General features: G+C 61.9%; 14 protein-coding genes. 9 read left to right on the top strand and 5 right to left on the bottom strand.

Annotated features, from left to right (window positions below):
* Positions 1-92 precede the first annotated feature (92 nt).
* Together trxA and OUZ45_RS08720 are read left to right on the top strand one after the other, a co-directional pair.
* Positions 93-956: a thioredoxin gene (gene trxA, locus OUZ45_RS08725; RefSeq protein ID WP_266169550.1), complete on the top strand. Its 864-nt coding sequence runs from the start codon at positions 93-95 to the stop codon at positions 954-956.
* A complete protein-coding gene (locus OUZ45_RS08720; protein WP_266169549.1) occupies positions 956-1,408 on the top strand; it encodes a DUF4442 domain-containing protein in 453 nt (150 codons plus the stop codon). Before trxA ends, OUZ45_RS08720 begins: the two co-directional genes overlap by 1 nt.
* A gap of 97 nt (positions 1,409-1,505) precedes the next feature.
* Here OUZ45_RS08720 and OUZ45_RS08715 read toward each other — a convergent pair whose 3' ends face one another.
* Both OUZ45_RS08715 and OUZ45_RS08710 read right to left on the bottom strand, forming a co-directional pair.
* On the bottom strand, positions 1,506-2,168 hold the full coding sequence (locus OUZ45_RS08715; RefSeq protein WP_266169548.1) for a hypothetical protein: 663 nt from the start codon (positions 2,166-2,168) through the stop codon (positions 1,506-1,508).
* Between the two features lie 2 nt (positions 2,169-2,170).
* Complete coding sequence (locus OUZ45_RS08710; protein ID WP_266169547.1) at positions 2,171-2,695, bottom strand: RNA polymerase sigma factor; 525 nt, start codon at positions 2,693-2,695, stop codon at positions 2,171-2,173.
* Between the two features lie 146 nt (positions 2,696-2,841).
* On the opposite strand from OUZ45_RS08710, the gene OUZ45_RS08705 reads away from it, so the two are divergent.
* The 4 genes from OUZ45_RS08705 (at position 2,842) to OUZ45_RS08690 (ending at position 10,964) form a co-directional block, all read left to right on the top strand.
* Positions 2,842-3,519, top strand: coding sequence for a DUF502 domain-containing protein (locus OUZ45_RS08705; protein ID WP_266169546.1), 678 nt, complete (start codon positions 2,842-2,844; stop codon positions 3,517-3,519).
* On the top strand, positions 3,516-5,303 hold the full coding sequence (locus OUZ45_RS08700) for a M14 family metallopeptidase (RefSeq protein ID WP_266169544.1): 1,788 nt from the start codon (positions 3,516-3,518) through the stop codon (positions 5,301-5,303). Before OUZ45_RS08705 ends, OUZ45_RS08700 begins: the two co-directional genes overlap by 4 nt.
* A gap of 427 nt (positions 5,304-5,730) precedes the next feature.
* Positions 5,731-7,860 carry a M13 family metallopeptidase gene (locus OUZ45_RS08695; RefSeq protein WP_266169543.1) on the top strand — a complete coding sequence of 710 codons (2,130 nt, stop codon included), beginning with the start codon at positions 5,731-5,733 and terminating at the stop codon, positions 7,858-7,860.
* Positions 7,861-8,057: 197 nt separating this feature from the next.
* Positions 8,058-10,964, top strand: coding sequence for a TonB-dependent receptor plug domain-containing protein (locus OUZ45_RS08690; protein ID WP_266169542.1), 2,907 nt, complete (start codon positions 8,058-8,060; stop codon positions 10,962-10,964).
* A gap of 95 nt (positions 10,965-11,059) precedes the next feature.
* Here the strand turns inward: OUZ45_RS08690 and panE are convergent, their stop codons facing one another.
* Positions 11,060-11,995 (bottom strand): 2-dehydropantoate 2-reductase, encoded by a 936-nt coding sequence (panE, locus tag OUZ45_RS08685; protein WP_266169541.1) that lies wholly within the window; start codon positions 11,993-11,995, stop codon positions 11,060-11,062.
* A gap of 284 nt (positions 11,996-12,279) precedes the next feature.
* Here panE and OUZ45_RS08680 point away from each other — a divergent pair, with 284 nt between their 5' ends.
* The 3 genes from OUZ45_RS08680 to OUZ45_RS08670 all read left to right on the top strand — a co-directional run bounded on the left by OUZ45_RS08680 (position 12,280) and on the right by OUZ45_RS08670 (position 16,134).
* On the top strand, positions 12,280-14,577 hold the full coding sequence (locus OUZ45_RS08680) for a TonB-dependent receptor (protein ID WP_266169540.1): 2,298 nt from the start codon (positions 12,280-12,282) through the stop codon (positions 14,575-14,577).
* A 139-nt stretch (positions 14,578-14,716) separates the two neighbouring features.
* On the top strand, positions 14,717-15,406 hold the full coding sequence (locus tag OUZ45_RS08675; RefSeq protein WP_266169539.1) for a Fe2+-dependent dioxygenase: 690 nt from the start codon (positions 14,717-14,719) through the stop codon (positions 15,404-15,406).
* A complete protein-coding gene (locus OUZ45_RS08670; RefSeq protein ID WP_266169538.1) occupies positions 15,403-16,134 on the top strand; it encodes a tetratricopeptide repeat protein in 732 nt (243 codons plus the stop codon). The genes OUZ45_RS08675 and OUZ45_RS08670 overlap by 4 nt, the downstream gene beginning before the upstream one ends.
* Positions 16,135-16,290: 156 nt before the next feature.
* On the opposite strand, the gene OUZ45_RS08665 is transcribed toward OUZ45_RS08670, so the two are convergent.
* Positions 16,291-16,734: a type IV pilin protein gene (locus OUZ45_RS08665; protein ID WP_266169537.1), complete on the bottom strand. Its 444-nt coding sequence runs from the start codon at positions 16,732-16,734 to the stop codon at positions 16,291-16,293.
* A gap of 129 nt (positions 16,735-16,863) precedes the next feature.
* A complete protein-coding gene (locus OUZ45_RS08660) occupies positions 16,864-20,193 on the bottom strand; it encodes a pilus assembly protein (RefSeq protein WP_266169536.1) in 3,330 nt (1,109 codons plus the stop codon).
* Positions 20,194-20,211 lie beyond the last annotated feature (18 nt).

Genomic DNA, 20,211 nt, shown 5'->3' with positions numbered 1-20,211 from the left:
GCGCGTTGCGCTTAGGGTTCGACGTCATCCACTCTTGATATGCTTCGCCGCGCCCCGATCTGAAACCGATTCGTTACCTTCGGAGTTTTCCAGTGACCGCCAGCGACGCCGCCACCCATGTCTTCGACGTGGACCAGGACAATTTCGAGGCCGAGGTGCTTCAGGCCTCACTGACCACGCCCATCCTGGTGGACTTCTGGGCGACCTGGTGCGGCCCCTGCAAAACCTTGGGGCCGATGCTGGAAAAGCTGGCCGCCGAGTTCAATGGCGCGTTCCGCCTGGCCAAGGTGGACGTGGACAAGAACCAGCAGCTGGCCGCCATGTTTGGCGTGCGCAGCATCCCTACCGTGGTGCTGGTGAAAGACGGTCAGATCCTGGATGGCTTTACCGGCGCCCTGCCGGAAGGCCAGTTGCGCGAGTTCCTGTCGCGCCACGTGCAGCCTGCTGAAGCACAGGTTGCCGAAGAAGTGCCCGTCTCGGCCGAAACACCCGACCAGGCCGTCGAACGCCTTCGCCAGGCTATCGCCGCGGAGCCCGCCAAGGCCGACCTGAAACTCGATCTAGCCCTGGCCCTGATGCGCGCCGGCCAAGCCGACGACGCCGAAACCGAACTCACCGCCCTGCCCGCCAACCTTGCCACCGACAATCGCGCCGTGCGCCTGCGCAGCCAGCTCGACCTGGCCCGCGCACTGAATGGCGCGCCCTCGCTGGCCGAACTGCAGCAGCGCGTGCAAACCGATGCAGGTGACTGGCAAGCCCGCGATCTGCTCGGCGTGCGCCTGCTGCTGGAAGACGATGCCGCCGCCGGCCTGGAACAGTTCCTCGCCATCCTCGAACGCGCCCGCGACTGGAACGACGGCGCCGCTAAAAAGCGCCTGCTCGCCGCCTTCGCCACTCTGGACGATGCGGAGCTGGTCGGCCGCTATCGCCGTCGCATGGCCTCGTTGCTCTTCTAGTGCGCCCTTCGACTTTTCGGCGGCTGATGAACCTATGGCCGCCCTTCCTGTGCAACAGCATTCGCGTACAGCAACTCAGCGACGACTGGTCCGAGGCCACCGTCGTGCTGCGCTTGCGCCCGTGGAACCGCAATTACGTAAAGAGTCAGTTCGGCGGCAACCTGTTCTCCATGACCGACCCGCTGTGGATGCTGCTGGTGATGCATCAGCTGGGCAGCGAGTACTTCGTGTGGGACAAGGCTGGCGCGATCGAATTCGTGGCGCCGGGGCGCGAGGACGTCTACGCGCATTTCAAGCTCAAACCAAGCGTGGTAGATGAATTGCGCACTGCCGCCGCCAACGGCGAGAAGGTGCTGCGCTGGTTCGAGACCGAGATCAAGACGGCTAGCGGTGAAGTCGTGGCCAAGGTGCGCAAGCAGATCTACGTACGTCTGAAGCCACGAGCGCGCTGAGCCCGCACTTGTAGGAGCGCACCCTGTGCGCGCCCATCCTGCGAAGCGCTACCCCCGTTCGCCCACAGGGTGGGCTCCTACCAACAGCGCACCTTCCCTACTCGCGCTCGAAGTTGCCGATCTCTTCCAGCATCGCCTCGGCCCGCATCACGCTCTTGCCTGCGAAGTTGTCTTCCATCCATCGACGTTTGCCGATGCGGCGCAATAGCCAATAAGCCACCAACGCCAGGGCAAGCGACACCAGCCCGCTAAGCATCAGGCTCCACCCAAGCTCGGGTGCATGCCGCAACAGATCGTCCCCCATCGCCTCGAAATCACGCTGAACCAGCATCAGTACTAGCGGAACCCATATGATGCTGCCCAGCACAGCGAAGACCGGCGCCTCGACCCGCACTCTCCAGCGCCGCAGCGACGCCATGCGCTTCTGTATCCGCAACACCGGCGCGGCGTAGTCCATGTCGCGGACCAGGAAAAGGATGCGCGCCGCAAACGCAATCAGTGCTATCCCGAAAACCTGCACCAGCATGCCGCACAGCATCCATGGCACGGATGGCATATGCGTGGTCCAGAACGCCACGCCTATCCATAGAAACACCACGCCGAATGCGATCTGGATCGACTGCCCCCAGATCAACGGGCGCAGGCCGCGACGCAGGCCATCGAGGCGCCGCTCGACGAACATTTGCCGTTGCAACGCATGCTGCTGCGCAAGGCGGCGATCCAGCATCTGCCAGGCCTGCTTCATCTCATCCAGTTCCATCTTCACGCCCTCATGGATTCGCCGGCCGCCACGCGGCCACGCAACTTCTGCTTGATGCGACCGATCTTGGTCGCCACATTGGTTTCACTGATGCCGAGCACCTCGGCGATCTCGGCGTAACTGCGGTCTTCCAGATAGAGCAGGATCAAGGCGCGATTGAGCGGATCGAGCTCGCCAATGAATGTGTAGAGCTGCCGCAGACGCTCATCCGGCTCGTCAATGCCGGCACCGCTGGCGACGGTCTCAAGCAGGTACTCGTCCAGCGGCTGCACGCGCTCGTCCTGGCTCGATGTCCGCCGTGCGCTGGATATGCCGACGTTGAGCGCGATACGGTACATCCAAGTGGAGAACCGTCCGCGCTGTTCGTCGTAACTGTCGAACGAGCGCCAGAGCTGAGTGGCAATTTCCTGCGCCAGGTCCCGACGGTCCTCGGCGTGGCGTGCATAGATGGCCGCCACTTTGAACACGATCAGCTGATGTTCGCGCAGCAAGGTCTCGAAGTGCCGTTGTCGCAGTCTGTCCGTCATCGCCGCCTGTATCCCCGCCATTCGCAGCATGATTCGCGCGTCGTGGAAAAAAATCACACCCACCCGCGAAAGGGCCGAACGTCACACCCTGATCGCCCCGGCCTCCCCCTACAATGCCGGTTTCCTCGCTACCGATGACCCTTCCCATGCCGCGATTGCGCATCAAACGCTATCTGATTACCGGCCTGCTCACCTTTATCCCGTTGTGGGTCACCTGGCTGGTCTTCAAATTCGTACTAGGCATGCTGGCGGGCATCGGTGCACCGCTGGTAGGCGCCTTCGTCGCCGCACTGACGCAGATCGCGCCTCGCCTCGGCGAATCGCTCAACCGGGGCTGGCTGCTCTTCATCCTGGCCCTGATCATCACGCTCGCCGCGCTGTACCTGCTCGGCTGGCTGGCCAACCGCGTCATCGGCCAACGCCTGCTCGACACCTTCGACGGATGGCTTGCGCGCATCCCGCTGGTGCAGACCATCTACGGCGGTACCAAGAAGCTGATGGCGGTGCTTCAACAGAAGCCCTCGGGTATGCAGCGCGTGGTGCTGATCGACTTTCCGCGCCGGGGCATGAAGGTGGTCGGCTTCGTTACCCGCGTGATGACGGAGGAAGGCACCGGCCGCGAGATGGCAGCGGTTTACATCCCCACCACACCCAATCCCACCGGCGGTTACCTCGAATTGGTGCCGGTGAATGAGCTGACGCCCACCGACTGGACGATGGATCAGGCCATGGCCTTCATCATCTCTGGCGGCGCGGTAGCGCCCGATACCTTGCCCGCCTCGGCCACCTCGCTGACGAATGACCACGCTAAGGATCACGCATGACCCTTCGCCACCTTTTTCTGTCCGCCCTGCTGGGAGCCGCTGCCATGACCGCGCACGCTGCCGACTGGACCACGCCCGCCGAGGCTTCGCATTTCCGCACCACACCGAGCTATGCCGACACGCTGGCTTATCTGCAGAAACTGGCTGCTGCCGCGCCCGGCAAGTTGAAGCTGGAAAGCTTCGGCACATCGCCGCAGGGTCGTCCGCTGACCATGGTGATCGCCAGCGGCGACGGCACCTTTACGCCGGAAGCGGCTCGCAAGGCCGGCAAGCCGATCGTACTGCTGCAGGCCGGCATTCATCCGGGCGAGATCGAAGGCAAGGACGCCGGCCTGATGCTGCTGCGCGACTACGCCGTCGCCGGCAAGCTGCCACATCTGCTCGACAAGGTGGTGCTGGTCTACATCCCGGTGTTCAGCGTGGACGGCCACGAGAACTCGAACCCCTACCACCGCATCAACCAGAGCGGCCCGGACAGCATGGGCTTCCGCGGCCAGGCGCAGTACCTCAACCTCAATCGCGATTACGTCAAGGCCGACGCGCCAGAAATCCGCGACTGGCTGAAGCTGTGGCAGCGCTGGCTGCCTGACCTGTTCATGGACATCCATACCACCGACGGCGCGGACTATCAGTACGACCTCACCTGGTATACCGAAGACCCGCACAAACTCGATCCCGGCGTGAGCGCATGGCAGCAAGAGCTGATCGCCAACCGCGTGATACCTGCCTATGAAAAGCGCGGCCATCTCGCATCCATCTATCTGGACTTCAAGGACGGCCGCGACCCGCGCAAGGGGCTCGCCAACTTCGGTTCCGGCCCGCGCTTCTCCACTGGCTACGTGGCGCTGCAGAACCGCCCCGCCCTGCTGGTGGAAACGCACATGCTCAAGTCGTACGAGAACCGCGTGCGCGGCACCTACGATCTGGTTGACCTGATGCTGGAAAACATCGGCAACGATGCCGCTTCACTGCTCGCTGTCAACCGCGCGGCGGATGAAACCGTCGTCGCGCGCGCCGCCAACCCGAAAGCGCAGGTTGCGCTGACTTACAAACTCGATCCCAAGCCCACGCCGTTCGAGTTCAAGAGTTTCGCCTTCAGCATTACCCATAGCGACATCTCCAACAGCGACTGGATTCAGTACGACCCGAGCAAGCCGCAGAGCTACACCATCGACAACTGGAATGGCCTGCTGCCCGATACATCCATCGCGCCTCCCGCTGCCTATGCCATCCCGGCGCAGTGGACGCAGATCATCGAGAAGCTCGACGCGCACGGCATCGCGTATCGCCGTCTGTCGCATCCGCTGAAGATCAAGGGCGGCGCCTATCAACTGGACAATCCACAGTGGGCCAGCAAGCCGTTCGAAGGCCACCTGGTGCTGCGCGACTTCAGCCAGAACGACACCACGCGCGAAATCGAATTGCCAGCCGGTTCGGCAATCGTGCCGATGGACCAGCGCGCGGCCAATGTTGCGATCCACCTGCTCGAACCGCAGGCGCCCGACTCGCTGCTGCGCTGGGGCTACCTCAATGCCATCTTCGAGCCGAAGGAATACGGCGAAACGCGCGTGGTGGAAAAACTCGCGCGCGAGATGCTGGCGAAGAACCCGGCACTGAAGGCGGAGTTCGACAAGAAGCTGCATGACGATGCGGCCTTTGCCGCCAATCCGGGCGCCCGATTGGAGTTCTTCTTCGAACGCTCGCCTTGGTACAGCGTGCAGGCAGTGGGGGCGTATCCGGTGCTGCGGCTGGATGCTGCCACGCTGGAAACAACCAAGCGGTAGTCGCAGGACTTGTGGGCTTCACCCCACCCCAACCCTCCCCTGCTACACGCAAGGGAGGGAGCAGGGTGTCCCGAGCTTTAGCTCCTCCCCTTGCTTGCGACGCGAAGCTAGTCCCGTGGGACAGGGGGAGGCTGGGAGGGGGTAGGCCCTTGCAACGACTTTGCAAGACTTGTGGGCTTCACCCCACCCCAACCCTCCCCTGCTGCACGCAAGGGAGGGAGCACGTTGTCGCAACACTTGTGGGCTTCACCCCAAGCAGGCCCAGCTCAACCTGGTTGCGGAGCGCTCCCCTGACCTTTGACACTGTGCCGGACCATGACCAATGACCTAGCGTCAAAGGTCATCACTACGATCCGGGCGGCCGCGCGCGTGATCGACATCAGCTGCCAACCCGCCCTACCGGGCTCCATCCATGAGAGGGAAATCCATGACCAAGCCGTATCTGAAGCCACTCGCCCTTGCAGTGAGCCTGGCCCTGACGCTCACCGCCTGCGGCAAGCAGGAATCCGCCGAACAGGCCGCGCCCGCCAAGAGCAGCAGCGCCCCTGCCGCCGCCAGCACCACCGCCGCCGCGCCCGCCGCCAAGAAGAGCGTGTTCGACGTCAGCGAGCTGGACACCAGCATCAACGCCTGCCAGGACTTCAACGGCTTCGTCAACGCCAAGTGGGTTGCCGCCAACCCGATCCCGGAAGACCGCACCCGCTGGGGCGCCTTCGACCAGCTGGCCGAAACCAGCCTCAACACCCAGCATGACATCGTCGATGCCGCCGCCAAGGGCGCTGCCCAGGCGCAGGCCGGCTCGATCGAACAGAAGATCGGCCTGCTGTACCAGTCGGGCATGAACGAAGACGCCATCGAGAAGGCCGGCGCCGAACCGATCAAGGCCAAGCTCGATGCCATCGCTGCCCTGAAGAGCGGCGCCGACGTGGCCGACTACATCACCAAGAGCTACGCCGAAGGCGACGGCCAGGTGTTCTCGTTCGGCTCCGGCGCCGACTTCAAGCACGCCGACATGCAGATCGGCTATGCCGGCCAGTCCGGCCTGGGCCTGCCCACCAAGGATTACTACTCGGATGCCAAGTACAAGGACATCCGCGATGCGTACGTGGCACACATCGCCAAAACGCTGACGCTCGCCGGCGTGTCCGAGGCCGATGCCAAGACGCAGGCCGACGACGTGCTGAAGTTCGAGACCGCACTCGCCGCCGCCTCGCTGTCGCCGGTGGAAGAGCGCGATCCGAAGAACCAGTACCACTTTGTCAGCGTGAAGGAAGCCGACAAGGTTACCCCGCACTTCAACTGGGAGAAGTTCTTCACCGCCCAGGGCGTGACCATCGACAAGGGCTTCTCGCTGTCGCAGCCGAAGTTCTTCGCCGAGTTCGACAAGCAGCTGACCAAGGCGCCCGCCTCGCAGTGGCAGGCCTACCTGCGCTTCCACACCATCGACGATGCTTCGCCGTACCTGAGCAAGGCGTTCCAGGACAACAAGTTCGACTTCTACGGCAAGACGCTCGCCGGCCAGCCGCAGCAGAAGCCGCGCTGGAAGCGCGTGCTCGGCGCCGTCAACGGCAGCATGGGTGAAGCGCTGGGCCAGCTCTACGTCGCCAAGGTGTTCAAGCCGGAAGCGAAGGAGCATGCGCAGCAACTGGTCGACAACGTGCGCAACTCGCTCAAGGCGCGTATCGAGAAGCTCGACTGGATGAGCGATGCCACCAAGGAAAAGGCCATCGCCAAGTGGAACACCTTCCTGCCCAAGATTGGCTACCCCGACAAGTGGCGTGACTGGTCCGGCCTGAACATCAGCGGCGACAACTACTACGCCAACGTCAAGGCGGCGTCCAAGTTCAACTACGACTACGACATCGCCAAGATCGGCAAGCCGACCGACCGCAAGGAATGGGGCATGACCCCGCAGACGGTCAATGCCTATTACAGCTCGAACGACAACACCATCAACTTCCCGGCCGCGATCCTGCAGCCGCCGTTCTTCGATGCCAGTGCGGACGACGCCATCAACTACGGCGGCATCGGTGCCGTGATCGGCCACGAAGCCAGCCATGGCTTCGACGACGAAGGCAGCCAGTTCGACGGCGCCGGCAACCAGGAAAACTGGTGGACCAAGGACGACCGCACCAAGTTCGAAGGCCGCACCGACAAGCTGGTGCAGCAGTTCAACGACTACGCACCGATCAAGGACAAGCCGGATGCGCACGTCAACGGCAAGCTGACCCTGGGCGAGAATATTGCCGACCTCGGCGGCCTCAACGTGGCCTACGACGCACTGCAGGGCGCGCTTTCCAAGACACCGGGCTCGACCGAGCAGAAAGTGGACGGCTATACGGCCGATCAGCGCTTCTTCCTCAGCTGGGCCCGTGTGTGGCGCGGCCACGTGCGCGAGAAGCAGGCGCTGCTGTCGCTCAACACCGATCCGCACGCACCGGGTTCGCTGCGCGCCATTGGCGCGCCTTCCAATATGGAAGCCTTCGCTACCGCGTTCCAGTGCAAACCGGGTGACGCCATGGTTCGCGCTAGCGACAAGCAGGTGAAGATTTGGTGAGTTTCAGTCGCTGCGGGTAACCGTAGCGATAAACCGTCGAATCAAAGCGCCGCGCACTTGCGCGGCGCTTTTTTTATGTCTTAGGCAATTATCGAAAAAGCACTGACAAGAGCCCTACAAACGCTTTACATTTGATGAGCCCACGGCGGGGGCCTGGGTATCGAGTAGGTATTCATCCACTCATTCTGGGGATCGCCATGAAGCTTAGATTGCATCGCACTACGCTTGCGTCGGCACTATCGCTAGCCATCGTTGCTACCCTGCCTTTGTCAGCACCCGCTCTGGCGCAGGACACCGGCCAGGACCAGACCGCCGCCAATCCACAAAAGGCCGTCAAGCTCGAAACCATCACGGTCACCGGCTCGCGCATCAAGAGTGCCGACGTAGTGACGCAGGTGCCGGTATTCACCATCAGCTCTGACGATATTCACAAGACCGGCCTCACCAGCATCGGCGACATCCTGCAGCAGATGACGACGTCCGGTTCGGCATTGAATACGAAATTCAATTCGGCCGGCAATTTCGGTTTCCCACCGGACGGCAGCGGCGTGGGCTCGGGCTCGTCCACGCTTGATTTGCGCAATCTCGGCGCCAAGCGCGTACTGGTGCTGGTCGATGGCATGCGCTGGGTCAACGAAAGCTCGGCCTCCGGCGTCTCGGCCGCGGTGGATTTGAACACCATCCCCGCCGGGATCATCGATCGTATCGAAATACTGCAGGACGGCGCGTCATCACTGTACGGCTCCGACGCCATCGCCGGTGTCGTCAACATCATCACCAAGCGTTCGCAGAAAGGCGGCGCGGCCAGCGTCTACTACGGTGGCTACAACAACCTCAGCGGCGGCAGCACCACCAGCGCCGACCTGTCATTCGGCAACAAAGGCGATCGCTACGAATTCTTCATCGACTTCAGCCATGTGAAGCAGGACGCCATTTCATCGCGCGCGTGGAATCAATCCGGCGGTGCCTGCGTCCCCGGCACCGGCCTGGCGAACTGCAGCTCGGCGACGCCGACGGGCCGCTTCATCTTCACCGACCCAGCCACGGGGCAGACCGTCAGCGTCACACCCAACGGCGCCTTTGCCGGCAAGCCCAACTATCCCAGCGACTACCACCACTTCACGACAGCTGATCGCTTCAATTTCGCGCCTTACAACATGTTGCTGACGCCGAGCACACGCAACGCGATCTTCGGACAAGTGCGCTACAAGCTCACCGATAACATCACGTGGTATGCACGCGGTCTGTACAACAACCGCAAGTCGACCAACCAGGCCGCTCCCGAGCCGATTTTCCTCGGCCCCGGCGCGGGCACCGGCGGCCTCGCCGACAGGGTGGGCGTGGATGTCACCAACCCGTACAACCCCTTCGGCGTCACCCTGAATCCCGACCCGAGCACCGGCAATCTGACCCTGATCGGCCGGCGCCCGATCGAAGGCGGCCCGCGTGTCTTCAAGCAGGATGTGGACACCCGCTACTTCGCGACCGGTCTCGAGGGCAAGTTTGATTTCGCGGACCGCGATTTCTTCTGGGACGTCAACTTCGCCGACGGCGACAACAAGGCCACCCAGACAGTGAACGGCACTTACAACATCGCGCACATCCAGCGCGCGCTGGGCCCGTTGGCCAACTGCACGGGCAACTGCGTGCCGTTGAACCTTTTCAGCGGTCCGGGCTCGATCACCCCGGCGATGCTCAACTACATCCAGTACATCGAGCACGACACCAGCGAGAACAAGCTCAAGCTGTATACCGTCAACCTCTCCGGCACAGCGTTCAATCTGCCGGCCGGAGCGTTCACCTTCGCCACCGGCTTCGAGCACCGCAACTACCAAGGCTCCTATGAACCGGATGCGGTGGTGGTGGCGGGCGAATCCAACGGTGTGCCGTCGCTGCCGACCTCGGGCCGGTATTCGATCAATGAGTACTATCTCGAATTGAACGCGCCGATCCTCAAGGAGCTGCCTGGCGTCAAAGCGCTGGACCTGTCGGCCGCCACGCGCTATTCCAAGTACTCCACCTCCGGCAGCACGACAAACAACAAGTACGGCCTTCGCTGGCAGGTCTATGACGACCTGACTCTGCGCAGCACCTGGGCGGAAGGATTCCGCGCGCCCACCATCGGCGAATTGTTCGGCTCGCCTGCTCGCTTCGATGCGACTCTGCAGGACCCGTGCTCGGCACCGATCGCCAGCGGGCAGACCAAGAGCAACTGCGCGGCCTTAGGCATACCCGCCAGTTATACGCAGCCGAACCCGCAGATCTCGGTGCGCACCGGCGGCAATCGACAGCTCAAACCAGAAACTGCACGCAGCCTGACCTGGGGAGCGGTGTATAGCCCGGGATGGGCGGAGAACACCGCATGGTCGAGCAAACTCGACTTCACTTTTGGCTATTACCGCATCACCATCAAAGAAGCGATTCAGGCGTTGGACGCGCAGACCAAGCTGGACCGCTGCGTCGCCAGCGCCAGCCTCACCTCCGTGTTCTGCCAGGGCATTCATCGCAACGCCACCGGCAATATCGACGGTTTCGACGCGACCTTGCAGAATCTCGGCACCGTCAATACCAGTGGCTTCGACTTCGGCGCGAACTGGCATGGGCCAGACACGTCGTACGGCCGGTTCAACGTCAATTGGCAGAACACCTATGTGCAGAAGTACGAAGCCAAGAATGGCGTGGGCGCCCGGGAACCACGCACGGTAGGCCTCGAATTGAATAACAGTGCGATTCCGCGCCTGCACTCGACCTTTGGCGTGGGCTGGGCCATGCAAGCCTGGACCGTGGATTACAAGCTCCGCTACGTCAGCGGGCTGCGCGAGGACTGCGCGGCGGCGGTTGGCTTCCCGGTCTGTTCGAGCCCCAACGAAATCGCCCCGAATCGCCCCAACGGCACGCATCACATCGGCTCGGTGACCTACAGCGATGTGCGTGCCAGCTGGAAGCTTCCCATCCAGTGGGATCTGACCCTGATTGGCGGCATCAACAATCTGTTCGATCGCGAGCCGCCGATCTGCGTATCGTGCTCACTGAACGGCTACGACGCTGCCACCTATGACATACCCAGCCGTTTCGCCTACATACAAGCCGATCTGAAGTTCTGACAGGTTGAGGTCAACGCTCCCGCGAGGAGCTTTTCAATGAAGCGCCGCACATGACGTGCGGCGCTTTTTTTGCTCAACGGGCGGCCTCGCCAAACTCATGCCGCTCTCGTACGTGCGCGCCTCGACTCATAAGCCTTCAGATGCGCATAAGCCACGCGCAGCATCGGCAGATCGTCGGTGGATAACGTGGCGCGTGCCAGCAGATCGCCCACCACATGATCGGCTTCGATGGCGCCGCCTTGCTCCAGGTCGCGCAGCATCGATGCACTCAGAGTAGAACCCGCCTCGGTCAACACCGAGCTTGCGCGCTGGAGCACGGCATCGCTCGGCGTGTAGCCACAGCCCTCGGCCACACGCCGACACTCATCGAGCAGATCAAGTACGGCCTGGGTGCCGCCGGTAGCCGCGACGATGTCGCCCACTGGAGCGCGCATCAAGCAGGTGATGCCGGCAAGCGAGGCGAGGAAGACCCACTTGTCCCACATGTCCTGCAGGATGGTGGTGCTCAGGCGCGGCTCAAAGTTGGCTTTCGCCATGCTCTGCGCGACACGTTCGATGCGCCCCGAGCGTGTGCCATCGCGCTCACCGAAGGTGAGGCTGTGCGACCGGTTGAGATGGCGTACGGCACCCTCGGCATCCAGGGTCGCCGCGATCACACATTGACCACCCAGCACGTGTTGCGCACCGAAGCGTGCATCGAGCAGATCCAAGTGGCACATACCGTTGAGCAGCGGCAGGATCAGGCTGGACGGACCGACCGCGGGCGCGATGTCCTCGATCGCCTGTGCCAGGTGATAGGCCTTGCAGCTCAGCAGAATCAGGTCGAACGGTTCGCGCAACGCGTCCGCTTGCACGGTGGGCGGCGACGGGTACGTGACATCGCCCTTCTCACTACGAATGACCAGGCCATGCCGGGCCAGCGCCGCCGCACGGCCGGCGCGTACCAGAAAGGTCACGTCCTGGCCGCTTTCCAGCAGACGCCCGCCGAAATACCCACCTGTGGCGCCTGCGCCAACCACCAACATCCGCATATGTGCACCCTTCGAATCAACCTGCGCCACAGATTACAGGCGACGGCCTGCGCCCCGAGCTCGGCGTAGATACTTACGATATTTATTGCGAATCATTATCAATTGCTTTACTGTCTTTGCACTCAGCGAGGCGGCTAACCCCGTTGGCATGTACCTGCGGCCATAGCTACGCAGGTGCTGCCGACCGGCGCGATGGCCAGGCCCAGCCACATTCCAGATGCATCGGTACCGACGCCCCACTCGCGGCGCGCCGTGCATGCCTATACCTGTTCCAAGGAAGAGCGATGTCCCCCTCCCAAGCCTTTGTCACCTCGCAAGCCTCCTCCCCCAAGCGCCTGCTGGCCTCCGCCCTCGGCTTGGCCTTGCTGCCAGCCGCCGCTCACGCCGGCTCCATCGCCGACGCCGATGCGCCGAAGGAAGATCAGGCCAAGAAGCTGGAAGGCATCAAAGTCGATGCCACCACCGTGAACTCCACCTCACCGAAGTTCACAGCCCCACTGCTCGATACCCCACGCGCCGTCACGGTGATTCCGCAGGCGATCATGCAGGAGACCGGCGCTGTCTCCCTGCTCGACGCACTGCGCACGGTGCCCGGCATCACCTTCGGCGCCGGCGAAGGCGGCAACCCGAATGGCGACCGCCCCTTCATCCGCGGCTTCGATTCGCAGAGTTCGCTATTCATCGACGGCGTGCGCAGCACCGGTTCGCAATCGCGCGAAGTATTCGATATCGAACAGATCGAAGTGACCAAGGGCCCCAGCTCGGCCTACACCGGCCGCGGCTCGGTCGGCGGCAGCGTGAATCTGATCACCAAGGCACCGCAAGCGAAGACCTTCGTGAGCGGCAGCATCGGCGTGGGCACGGACAGCTATCGACGCGGCACCGTCGACTGGAACCAGTTAGTGAACGACGACGTGGTCTTCCGCCTCAACGCCATGGCGCACGAGAACGACATCCCCGATCGCAACGGCCCGGACTTCAGCCGCTGGGGCATCGCACCGTCGATCACCTTCGGCATGAAGTCCGCCACCAGCGTCACGCTGAGTTACTACCACCTGCAAAGCGACGACACGCCCGACAGCGGCCTGCCGTACAACAACCCATTCGTCGCCACCAGTCCGAATGCTTACCTCAACGGCAACGGCGCGCCGATCGAGGTGCCGCACGACACGTACTACGGCTTGCTCAGCCGGGATTTCCAGAAGCAGAAAACCGACGTGGGCAGCATTCGCTTGCAACACGACTTCGGCGGCAACTGGGTGCTGCGCAACAGCACGGTGTATTCGCGCGTCACCAACGACTATCTCTGGACACAGCCGGACGATAGCCAAGGCAACTTCTTGGTGAACGGTGGCATCTGGCGCCGCAACAACAACCGCATCAGCGCCACCACCGCGATGACCAACCAGACCGATCTCACCGGCGAGTTCGAGACCGGCTCCATCAAGCACACCATCGCCACTGGCATCGAAATCAGCAACGAGAAAACCCACCGCTCCAGCTACAACGTGGATGCATCGGCCAGCGCCAGCGACACCCATAACGCCGGCTCCATCGTCAACGGCGCATGCAGCAAAAAATACGGCATCGGTGCACCGTCCAACTACTGGTGCACGAGCGTACTCAACCCGAACCCGAACGACCCTTGGACGGGCCTGATCGTGGGAGGCCTGAACCCAGTGCGTGTCAGCACCGATACGCGCTCGGCCTGGGCTTTCGACACAGCCACACTGAGCGAGCAATGGCTGCTGAATCTCGGCGTGCGCTTCGACAACTTCCGCACACGCTCCACCAGCGTCACCACGGCCACCAACGCCATCGCCACGCTGAAAAACGACGCCAACTTCTGGAACTACCAGGCCGGCGTGGTCTACAAGCCAGCGAGCAACGGCAGCATCTACCTCTCCTACGGCACGTCATCCAATCCGCCCGGTGTGGATGCCGGCGATGGCGCCGACGGCATATCGCTGAGCAACGCTGATCTCAAGCCGGAAACCAGCCGCAACCTGGAACTGGGCACGAAGTGGGATGTGCTCGACAACCGCGCCTCACTCACCGCCGCCGTGTTTCGCACCGAGAAGAGCAACGCTCGCGTCGCCCTCACCGGCGTGCGCGGCGGCCCTATGGCGAACGTCGGCAAGCAGCGTGTGGACGGCATCGAGCTGGGCATCAGCGGCAACCTCACCGAGCAGTGGCAGGTATTCGCCGGCTACACCTATCTCGACAGCGAACTGATGAAGGCTTCGCCGGCCGCACCGGGCTACCAGGGCAACCGGTTCCCGAACACGCCGAAGCACAGCGCCACGCTATGGACCACCTACGCCATCACCCCGGCCCTGACCATCGGCGGCGGCGCGTTCTATATGGGCAAGGTCTACGGCAACACCGCCAACACCAAGTGGGTGCCCTCGTACACTCGCTTCGATGCGATGGCCTCGTATGAGATCAACCGCCATTTCAACCTGCAGCTCAACATCCAGAACCTCACCAACAAGTACTACTTCGACAAGGCGTATGCCGCACATTACGCCACGGTAGCGCCAGGCCGGTCGGCCATCCTGAGCGCGAACTTCAAGTTCTGATGGGAGGCCGGCGTTCCACACGCCGCAACACCTCCTGTAAGAGCGCACCCTGTGCGCGACCAAGCGCCACAAGGCCCCTTCGCGCACAGGATGCGCTCCTACATGGGCGGCGCACGTCCAGGCATCCACGGTAAACACCATGCTTCTGCATATCCCTGAAGTCCTCACCCCCACACAACTGCAAGCATTCCGCCAGAAACTGGACGCCGCACCTTGGACCGATGGCCGCATCACCGCCGGCTATCAATCGGCCCAGGCCAAGAACAACGCGCAACTGGATGAAAACAATCCGCTGGCGCGCGAGCTGGGCACGATCGTGACCGAGGCCGTGCTACGCCACCCCACCTTCTTCGCCGGTGCGTTGCCGCGACACATCCACCCGCCATTGTTCAATCGCTACAGCGGCGGCCAGCAATTTGGCTTCCACGTCGACAACGCCATTCGCTACGACCGCACGCGCGAACCAGCCTTGCCGATCCGCACCGACCTATCCGCCACACTGTTCCTCGCCGCACCGGAGGATTACGACGGCGGCGAACTGGTGATCGAAGACAGCTTCGGCACCCACGCCGTCAAACTGCCCGCAGGCGATCTTCTGCTTTATCCCGCCAGCAGCCTGCACAAGGTGAAACCGGTAACGCGCGGCGCGCGCGTGGCTTCTTTCTTCTGGATCCAGAGCCTGGTGCGCGACGACGCACAGCGCCGCATCCTGTTCGACCTCGACGTCGCCATCCAGTCCCTCAACCAGAACCCCGCAAGCGATCAGAACGCCCTGCTCTCGCTCACCGGCGTGTATCACAACCTGCTGCGGCAATGGAGCGAAAGTTGAGTAACGCCTTGCCCGTCATGCTGGATGTCGATGCCGTCAACGCTCTACTGAAAGACGACCCAGCTTGCGCAGCGCAGTTGCTTATCGATGCCGCCCGCGGCGGGCGCGCCGATGCACAAGCCTGGCTGGCTCAGCTCTATTTGGACAGCCGCGGCGTGATACCCGACGCCGCCGAAGCACTGTACTGGTTCCAGCGCTCCGCCCACGCCGGCGTGCCCATGGCAATGAACATGCTGGGCCGATGCCACGAAAATGGCTGGGGCACGCTCGTCGACTATCCGCTCGCCGCCGTGTGGTACCGCCGCGCAGCTGAGCAGAACCTGGATTGGGCCATCTACAACATGGCGCAGATGTACGCCAACGGGCGTGGTGTGAAGCGGGATCGTACGGAAGCGTTCCGCTGGTTCACGCGCGCGGTCGAGATGGGTCACGCGCGTGCGATGCATTTCCTGGGTCAGTTCTACGAATACGGCTGGGAAACACCGGTCGACACCACCCGCGCATTCGCGCTGTACCGTCGCTCCGCCGAAACTGGCGACTACCGAGGCCTGTGCAGCTGGGCCTCCGTGCTCACCGGCGAAGGCCGCATCGACGAAGCCGCGCGCCTGATCGGACGCGCCATCCCGCTTGCCCCTGCGCACTACCTCGATGCGTTGGCCGAACAGCTGCGCGCTTCGCCGCACGCGGCGTTGCAAGCCCTCGCCTCGCAGATCAGCGCTGCTGCTTGACCCAAGGTAAGGAGTGCCTCCCTGCCTGAGGGGAGGCTGGGGGATACAAGACTCCCCGTGCACCCTGACCCCGAAAGAAAGCCGAGCGGTGCCCCCCCCATACGCAGAGCAAAAATCAGAGCGACAACATCATCTCAAGCCGGTGCGAGCGCTGCCTTACCAGCACTGCGCCACCGTGCCGGTGCCGCTGTATGTCCGCTTGCCGGTCTGGTCCAGCGTAAGGGTGCCGCACAGGGTGTCCCGCGTCAGCTGCGCATTGATCGGCGCAGCCTGGACGCTGTAGGCAGTGGACGTGGCCGGGCTTGGAAAGCTGTAGCTGTAATTGGCCCCGGTCTGCGCCGCGCTCTTGCAATCCAACGCCGGCAGGGTGGCTGCGCTATAGCTCAGGTTGGTGGTGTAGTAGCGCTCCATGTAGTTGGAGACTTGCGACAGACAGCCTTCCGCCGCCACCCGATTCGTTCTGGTGATGTAGTTGGTGTAAGAGGGGTACGCGATCGCGGCGAGGATGGTCACGATCGCCACGACGATCATCAGCTCGATCAGCGTAAAGCCCTGTTCAGCGTCGTGGTATTTCAGCTGGCCACTCAGTGGTCTATTCATGATATGCCTTGCTTCGCCCTTCAGCCCATCGGACCCATTCTCGAATCATTGAAAGTCTCAGTGGTGCGTCTATATGACGTCAGCGGCCAAACCATCGACCGCTGACGCGATGCCGGCGTCAACCAACGATCAAAGCTTGATTTCTCGCCACGAAACCCGGGACGGGCTGTTGCCGCTTGGCGGATTCACCTTGCTGAGAGCCGCGCTGCCTTTGATGGTCTGGGTGACGATATAGGTCTGCCCGCCATACCTCACCGTCGTCGGGCTACCGACCGCGTCGAGTCGAATACCAGAGACACTCGATGAACCCGAGCCAGACCCGTAACTGCCATTCGCATCCGGGAAGAACGACTTCTTAAGACCACCACCCGACGCGGGATCGAAAGCCATCGTCCAGCCGGTCTGCAGTCCTGGATTGCACTGAAGCGCCGAAACTACGGGAGGCTCGGCACTGCTGACCACCACGGTGCCATCCACCATCACCGGATTGTAGACAACCTGCTCCTGGCTATCCGGGAAATCGAAATACCAGCCATATTGGGTGTTGTTGGTACTGGGCGTGCAAGTGCTGCTGCCGCTCCAACACACCTGGTTGGCCGTGCTCAAGCTGCGATAACCCAAGACCTGGGCACCATTGCCAACGTTAGACGTCGATGCCAAGGTCTGTTGCAAAAGATTGGTACGGCCTATGGACTGCGTTCCGGTCAAACTCGCATAGGCGGAACCGGTGGACAGCCCGTTCCATGCGCCCATGTCCCAATCCCAGATGCCGTAGAACGTCTGAGTGCCGCTTGCATAAACATCGCCGCTGCTGCTGGTAACCGGCGTCTTTTGGCCCGTACCGAACAACACCATCACGCGGTTCCCGCCGCCCGACTGCACCGAAGCCACCGTGGCTGCTGTAGTAATCGGCTGAAGAGTGCTTGCTGCGTCCTGGGCAACGAAAAGGGGCGTGGCAGCTCCAGTGCCGAATTGGGATACCGCCCATTTGGTTGAGTCTTTGCTGGTGAGATCGAAGCGCCAGACATTGCCCTGCACATCGCCCGCGTACACATAATCCGCGATGTGGTCACCATCAAGGTCCACCGAGCTCACATAGGCAATGCCGTCGGGACTGGTGGCCGAACCAACACCCGTATCGAGAAACTGGAAGGTGATGGCGCCGCTGGTCGAATCTACCAATCCGATATAGATACCCGCCGTCTGGGTGCCACCGATGCCATTGCCAAAAATGATTGCCCACTGCCCGTTGTGCAGTCGCGCGATGACCGGCGTACCAACAGTGTTCGCCAGATGCGATAGCCCCGTCGTCGCGCTGGTCCAGTCCCCTCGAACCGTGGAAGAAGCCCCGCTTTCGGCAAAAGTGGACGGATCGGTGATATCGAGCGCGTAAATCTCGGAGCCGCCGGAGCCGACGCCGCCTACCAGCCACGTATGCCACTTCTTGCCGTAGAACAGGTCGCCCACCACCGGGGTGGCATCCACAACAAAGTCGTGCACGTAGTTGGGGTTGGTCAGGTCTGCAGCGTACTGGGCCAGCTGACCCGACGGCATGTACCCGATGACTTCCTTGCCATCATTGGTAGAGGAGTCATAGCTGCCATCGGTCTTGTAAGTTCCGGCCCTGAAACCATGCAGAAATCCATCATTGCTACCCACATAAACCACATTCTGGCGAGACGCGTATGTACTCGCGAAGGCGCTATAGGCTTGGGCACCCGTAGCATTCTCTGGTGCACTCGATGGATTTCCATAGAGGAAATCGCCGAACGCGTCGGGGTAGTTACTTGGCGTCGGCGCACCGACCCAAGTCGGGCTCGAATCGATGATGTCACCCAGTACGGCCGTTCGCGCCCGCAACGTACCCGGTGGGCTCTGCAACTGCTCTACGGTCCGGTCGCCGCGCAACCAGGCAAGACGCGACTGGCCTGCACTGTCCGACCCATCCAATGCGGTCCGTTGGTACGCATTGAGTGAGGCCCACTGGAACGCCTCTCCGGCTCCGGTACTGCTATCTGAGGTAAGCAGCGTGCGTGCTGTAGGCCCCTGAACGGTGATCGTGTTCAAAGGTTTGCCGCTCGAATCCGTCCCCATGGACGGGCAGCCGCCCCCAGTGAGCTTGCACTTCGCGTCCCAGTTGGCGGTCGACGACACACTGACCACGCCGCCTGTGGTGACCACGGGGGCGGACACCAGCGATCCCCACCAATTGTCCGAAGCGTAAGAAGCCAGGTAGATCTGCGTTCCTATCCTTACCTGACCCGACTGCACCGTGTTGGCACCTGCGCTGCTGTTGGACTCCAGGGGTGATGCCTGGAAACAGGTGATCTCATGGACATTGTTGCTGCCACCGGTACCCGCAGAAAAGCCGAACCGAAACAAGTTGGGGATCGGGCCATTACTGCTCGTAATGCTGCTGTTGACCAGAACAGGCTGATAAGCGCCGTTGTTGTAGCTATATGAGAAGTTCAACAAACCCGTGGATGAAAGCACCAGCTTGTAGGTGATGGGCCACGCGTTGCCATTGGTCGCGTCAATCCGCGCCTGTGACTTATTGCTGGCGATGGGCTGGCTGTTTGGAAGCACCCGGTACCCACCAGGAATCACGGCATAGTTGTAGGGAATACTTTTCAGGATCTGATTACCATCACTATCAACACCGGATACATATTGCCCCGATTTACACGCAGCCTGAACTTTCGACTTACTTACGCTGCCCGAATAGTACGCAGAATTCTGGCTCTGCAGCCATGCCCAGGTCGTATTTCCGGCACCGCGTAAACCAATCCGCTCCGGCTGATATTGGGGCCCCGCTCCCGCACCGATGGAACCATCCGGACTATTTGAATATGTATTGGTTCCGTAGGCGGTTCCACCCGTATAAGAGGAACTGTTAGTGTTGTAGATGCCTGAGCTGGTGTTATCACCACGGTTGAGAAAGTTGCCGAATTCATCGATACCCAAACCCAGGTAGGCATTGGCTAGCCCTTCATACGTGCTATTGCTGTTCGAACAGCTGTAGCCCATGCTGCCACCCAAGCCACCGGCAACGGTGGGGGCAGTTGCCGTGCCATCGGTCAGCAGGAATGAAATGCCGTCTGCACCGTTCTTGGCCGTACCCCCCTTATCACCACCATAGGTGTAGGTGGTGAAGGTGACCTGCAAGCCCTGGTTACTCGGAAAAGTGAATTGCGAAAGAATCGCACCCGTCTGGCCATTTTGTGCGGGCGTCAGGCGAAGTGCGCCATAGCCAGCGGCATCCGCCTTTGCGATCGTTGTTGGACAGGCCGGAATAGTTCCCGTGCCATCGCCTGCCGTAAGGCAGGCATCATTCAAGCTCGTCCATTTCAGGCTTGCCGTCTTGCCAGAGAAATTATCCGTATAGGTAACCGCAGCGGCCACGTTGGAAACCAACAGGCCTGCAAGGAAACACATCAGCTTGGTGTATTTGGTGGACATAGTCCTTCCCATTATCTT

Origin of the sequence: Dyella subtropica, assembly GCF_026283965.1 — a bacterium.
Lineage (GTDB): Bacteria > Pseudomonadota > Gammaproteobacteria > Xanthomonadales > Rhodanobacteraceae > Dyella_D > Dyella_D subtropica.
Note: the sequence above shows the minus strand (reverse complement) of the source record. Positions and strands in the feature narration are given on the sequence as shown.

Bases quoted from the DNA above. Each gene is read 5' to 3' on its own strand.
- OUZ45_RS08715 (WP_266169548.1), bottom strand. From the start codon at position 2,168: ATGGAACTGGATGAGATGAAGCAGGCCTGGCAGATGCTGGATCGCCGC.
- OUZ45_RS08710 (WP_266169547.1), bottom strand. From the start codon at position 2,695: ATGACGGACAGACTGCGACAACGGCACTTCGAGACCTTGCTGCGCGAA.
- OUZ45_RS08705 (WP_266169546.1), top strand. From the start codon at position 2,842: ATGCCGCGATTGCGCATCAAACGCTATCTGATTACCGGCCTGCTCACC.
- OUZ45_RS08700 (WP_266169544.1), top strand. From the start codon at position 3,516: ATGACCCTTCGCCACCTTTTTCTGTCCGCCCTGCTGGGAGCCGCTGCC.
- OUZ45_RS08695 (WP_266169543.1), top strand. From the start codon at position 5,731: ATGACCAAGCCGTATCTGAAGCCACTCGCCCTTGCAGTGAGCCTGGCC.
- OUZ45_RS08690 (WP_266169542.1), top strand. From the start codon at position 8,058: ATGAAGCTTAGATTGCATCGCACTACGCTTGCGTCGGCACTATCGCTA.
- panE (WP_266169541.1), bottom strand. From the start codon at position 11,995: ATGCGGATGTTGGTGGTTGGCGCAGGCGCCACAGGTGGGTATTTCGGC.
- OUZ45_RS08680 (WP_266169540.1), top strand. From the start codon at position 12,280: ATGTCCCCCTCCCAAGCCTTTGTCACCTCGCAAGCCTCCTCCCCCAAG.
- OUZ45_RS08675 (WP_266169539.1), top strand. From the start codon at position 14,717: ATGCTTCTGCATATCCCTGAAGTCCTCACCCCCACACAACTGCAAGCA.
- OUZ45_RS08665 (WP_266169537.1), bottom strand. From the start codon at position 16,734: ATGAATAGACCACTGAGTGGCCAGCTGAAATACCACGACGCTGAACAG.
- OUZ45_RS08660 (WP_266169536.1), bottom strand. From the start codon at position 20,193: ATGTCCACCAAATACACCAAGCTGATGTGTTTCCTTGCAGGCCTGTTG.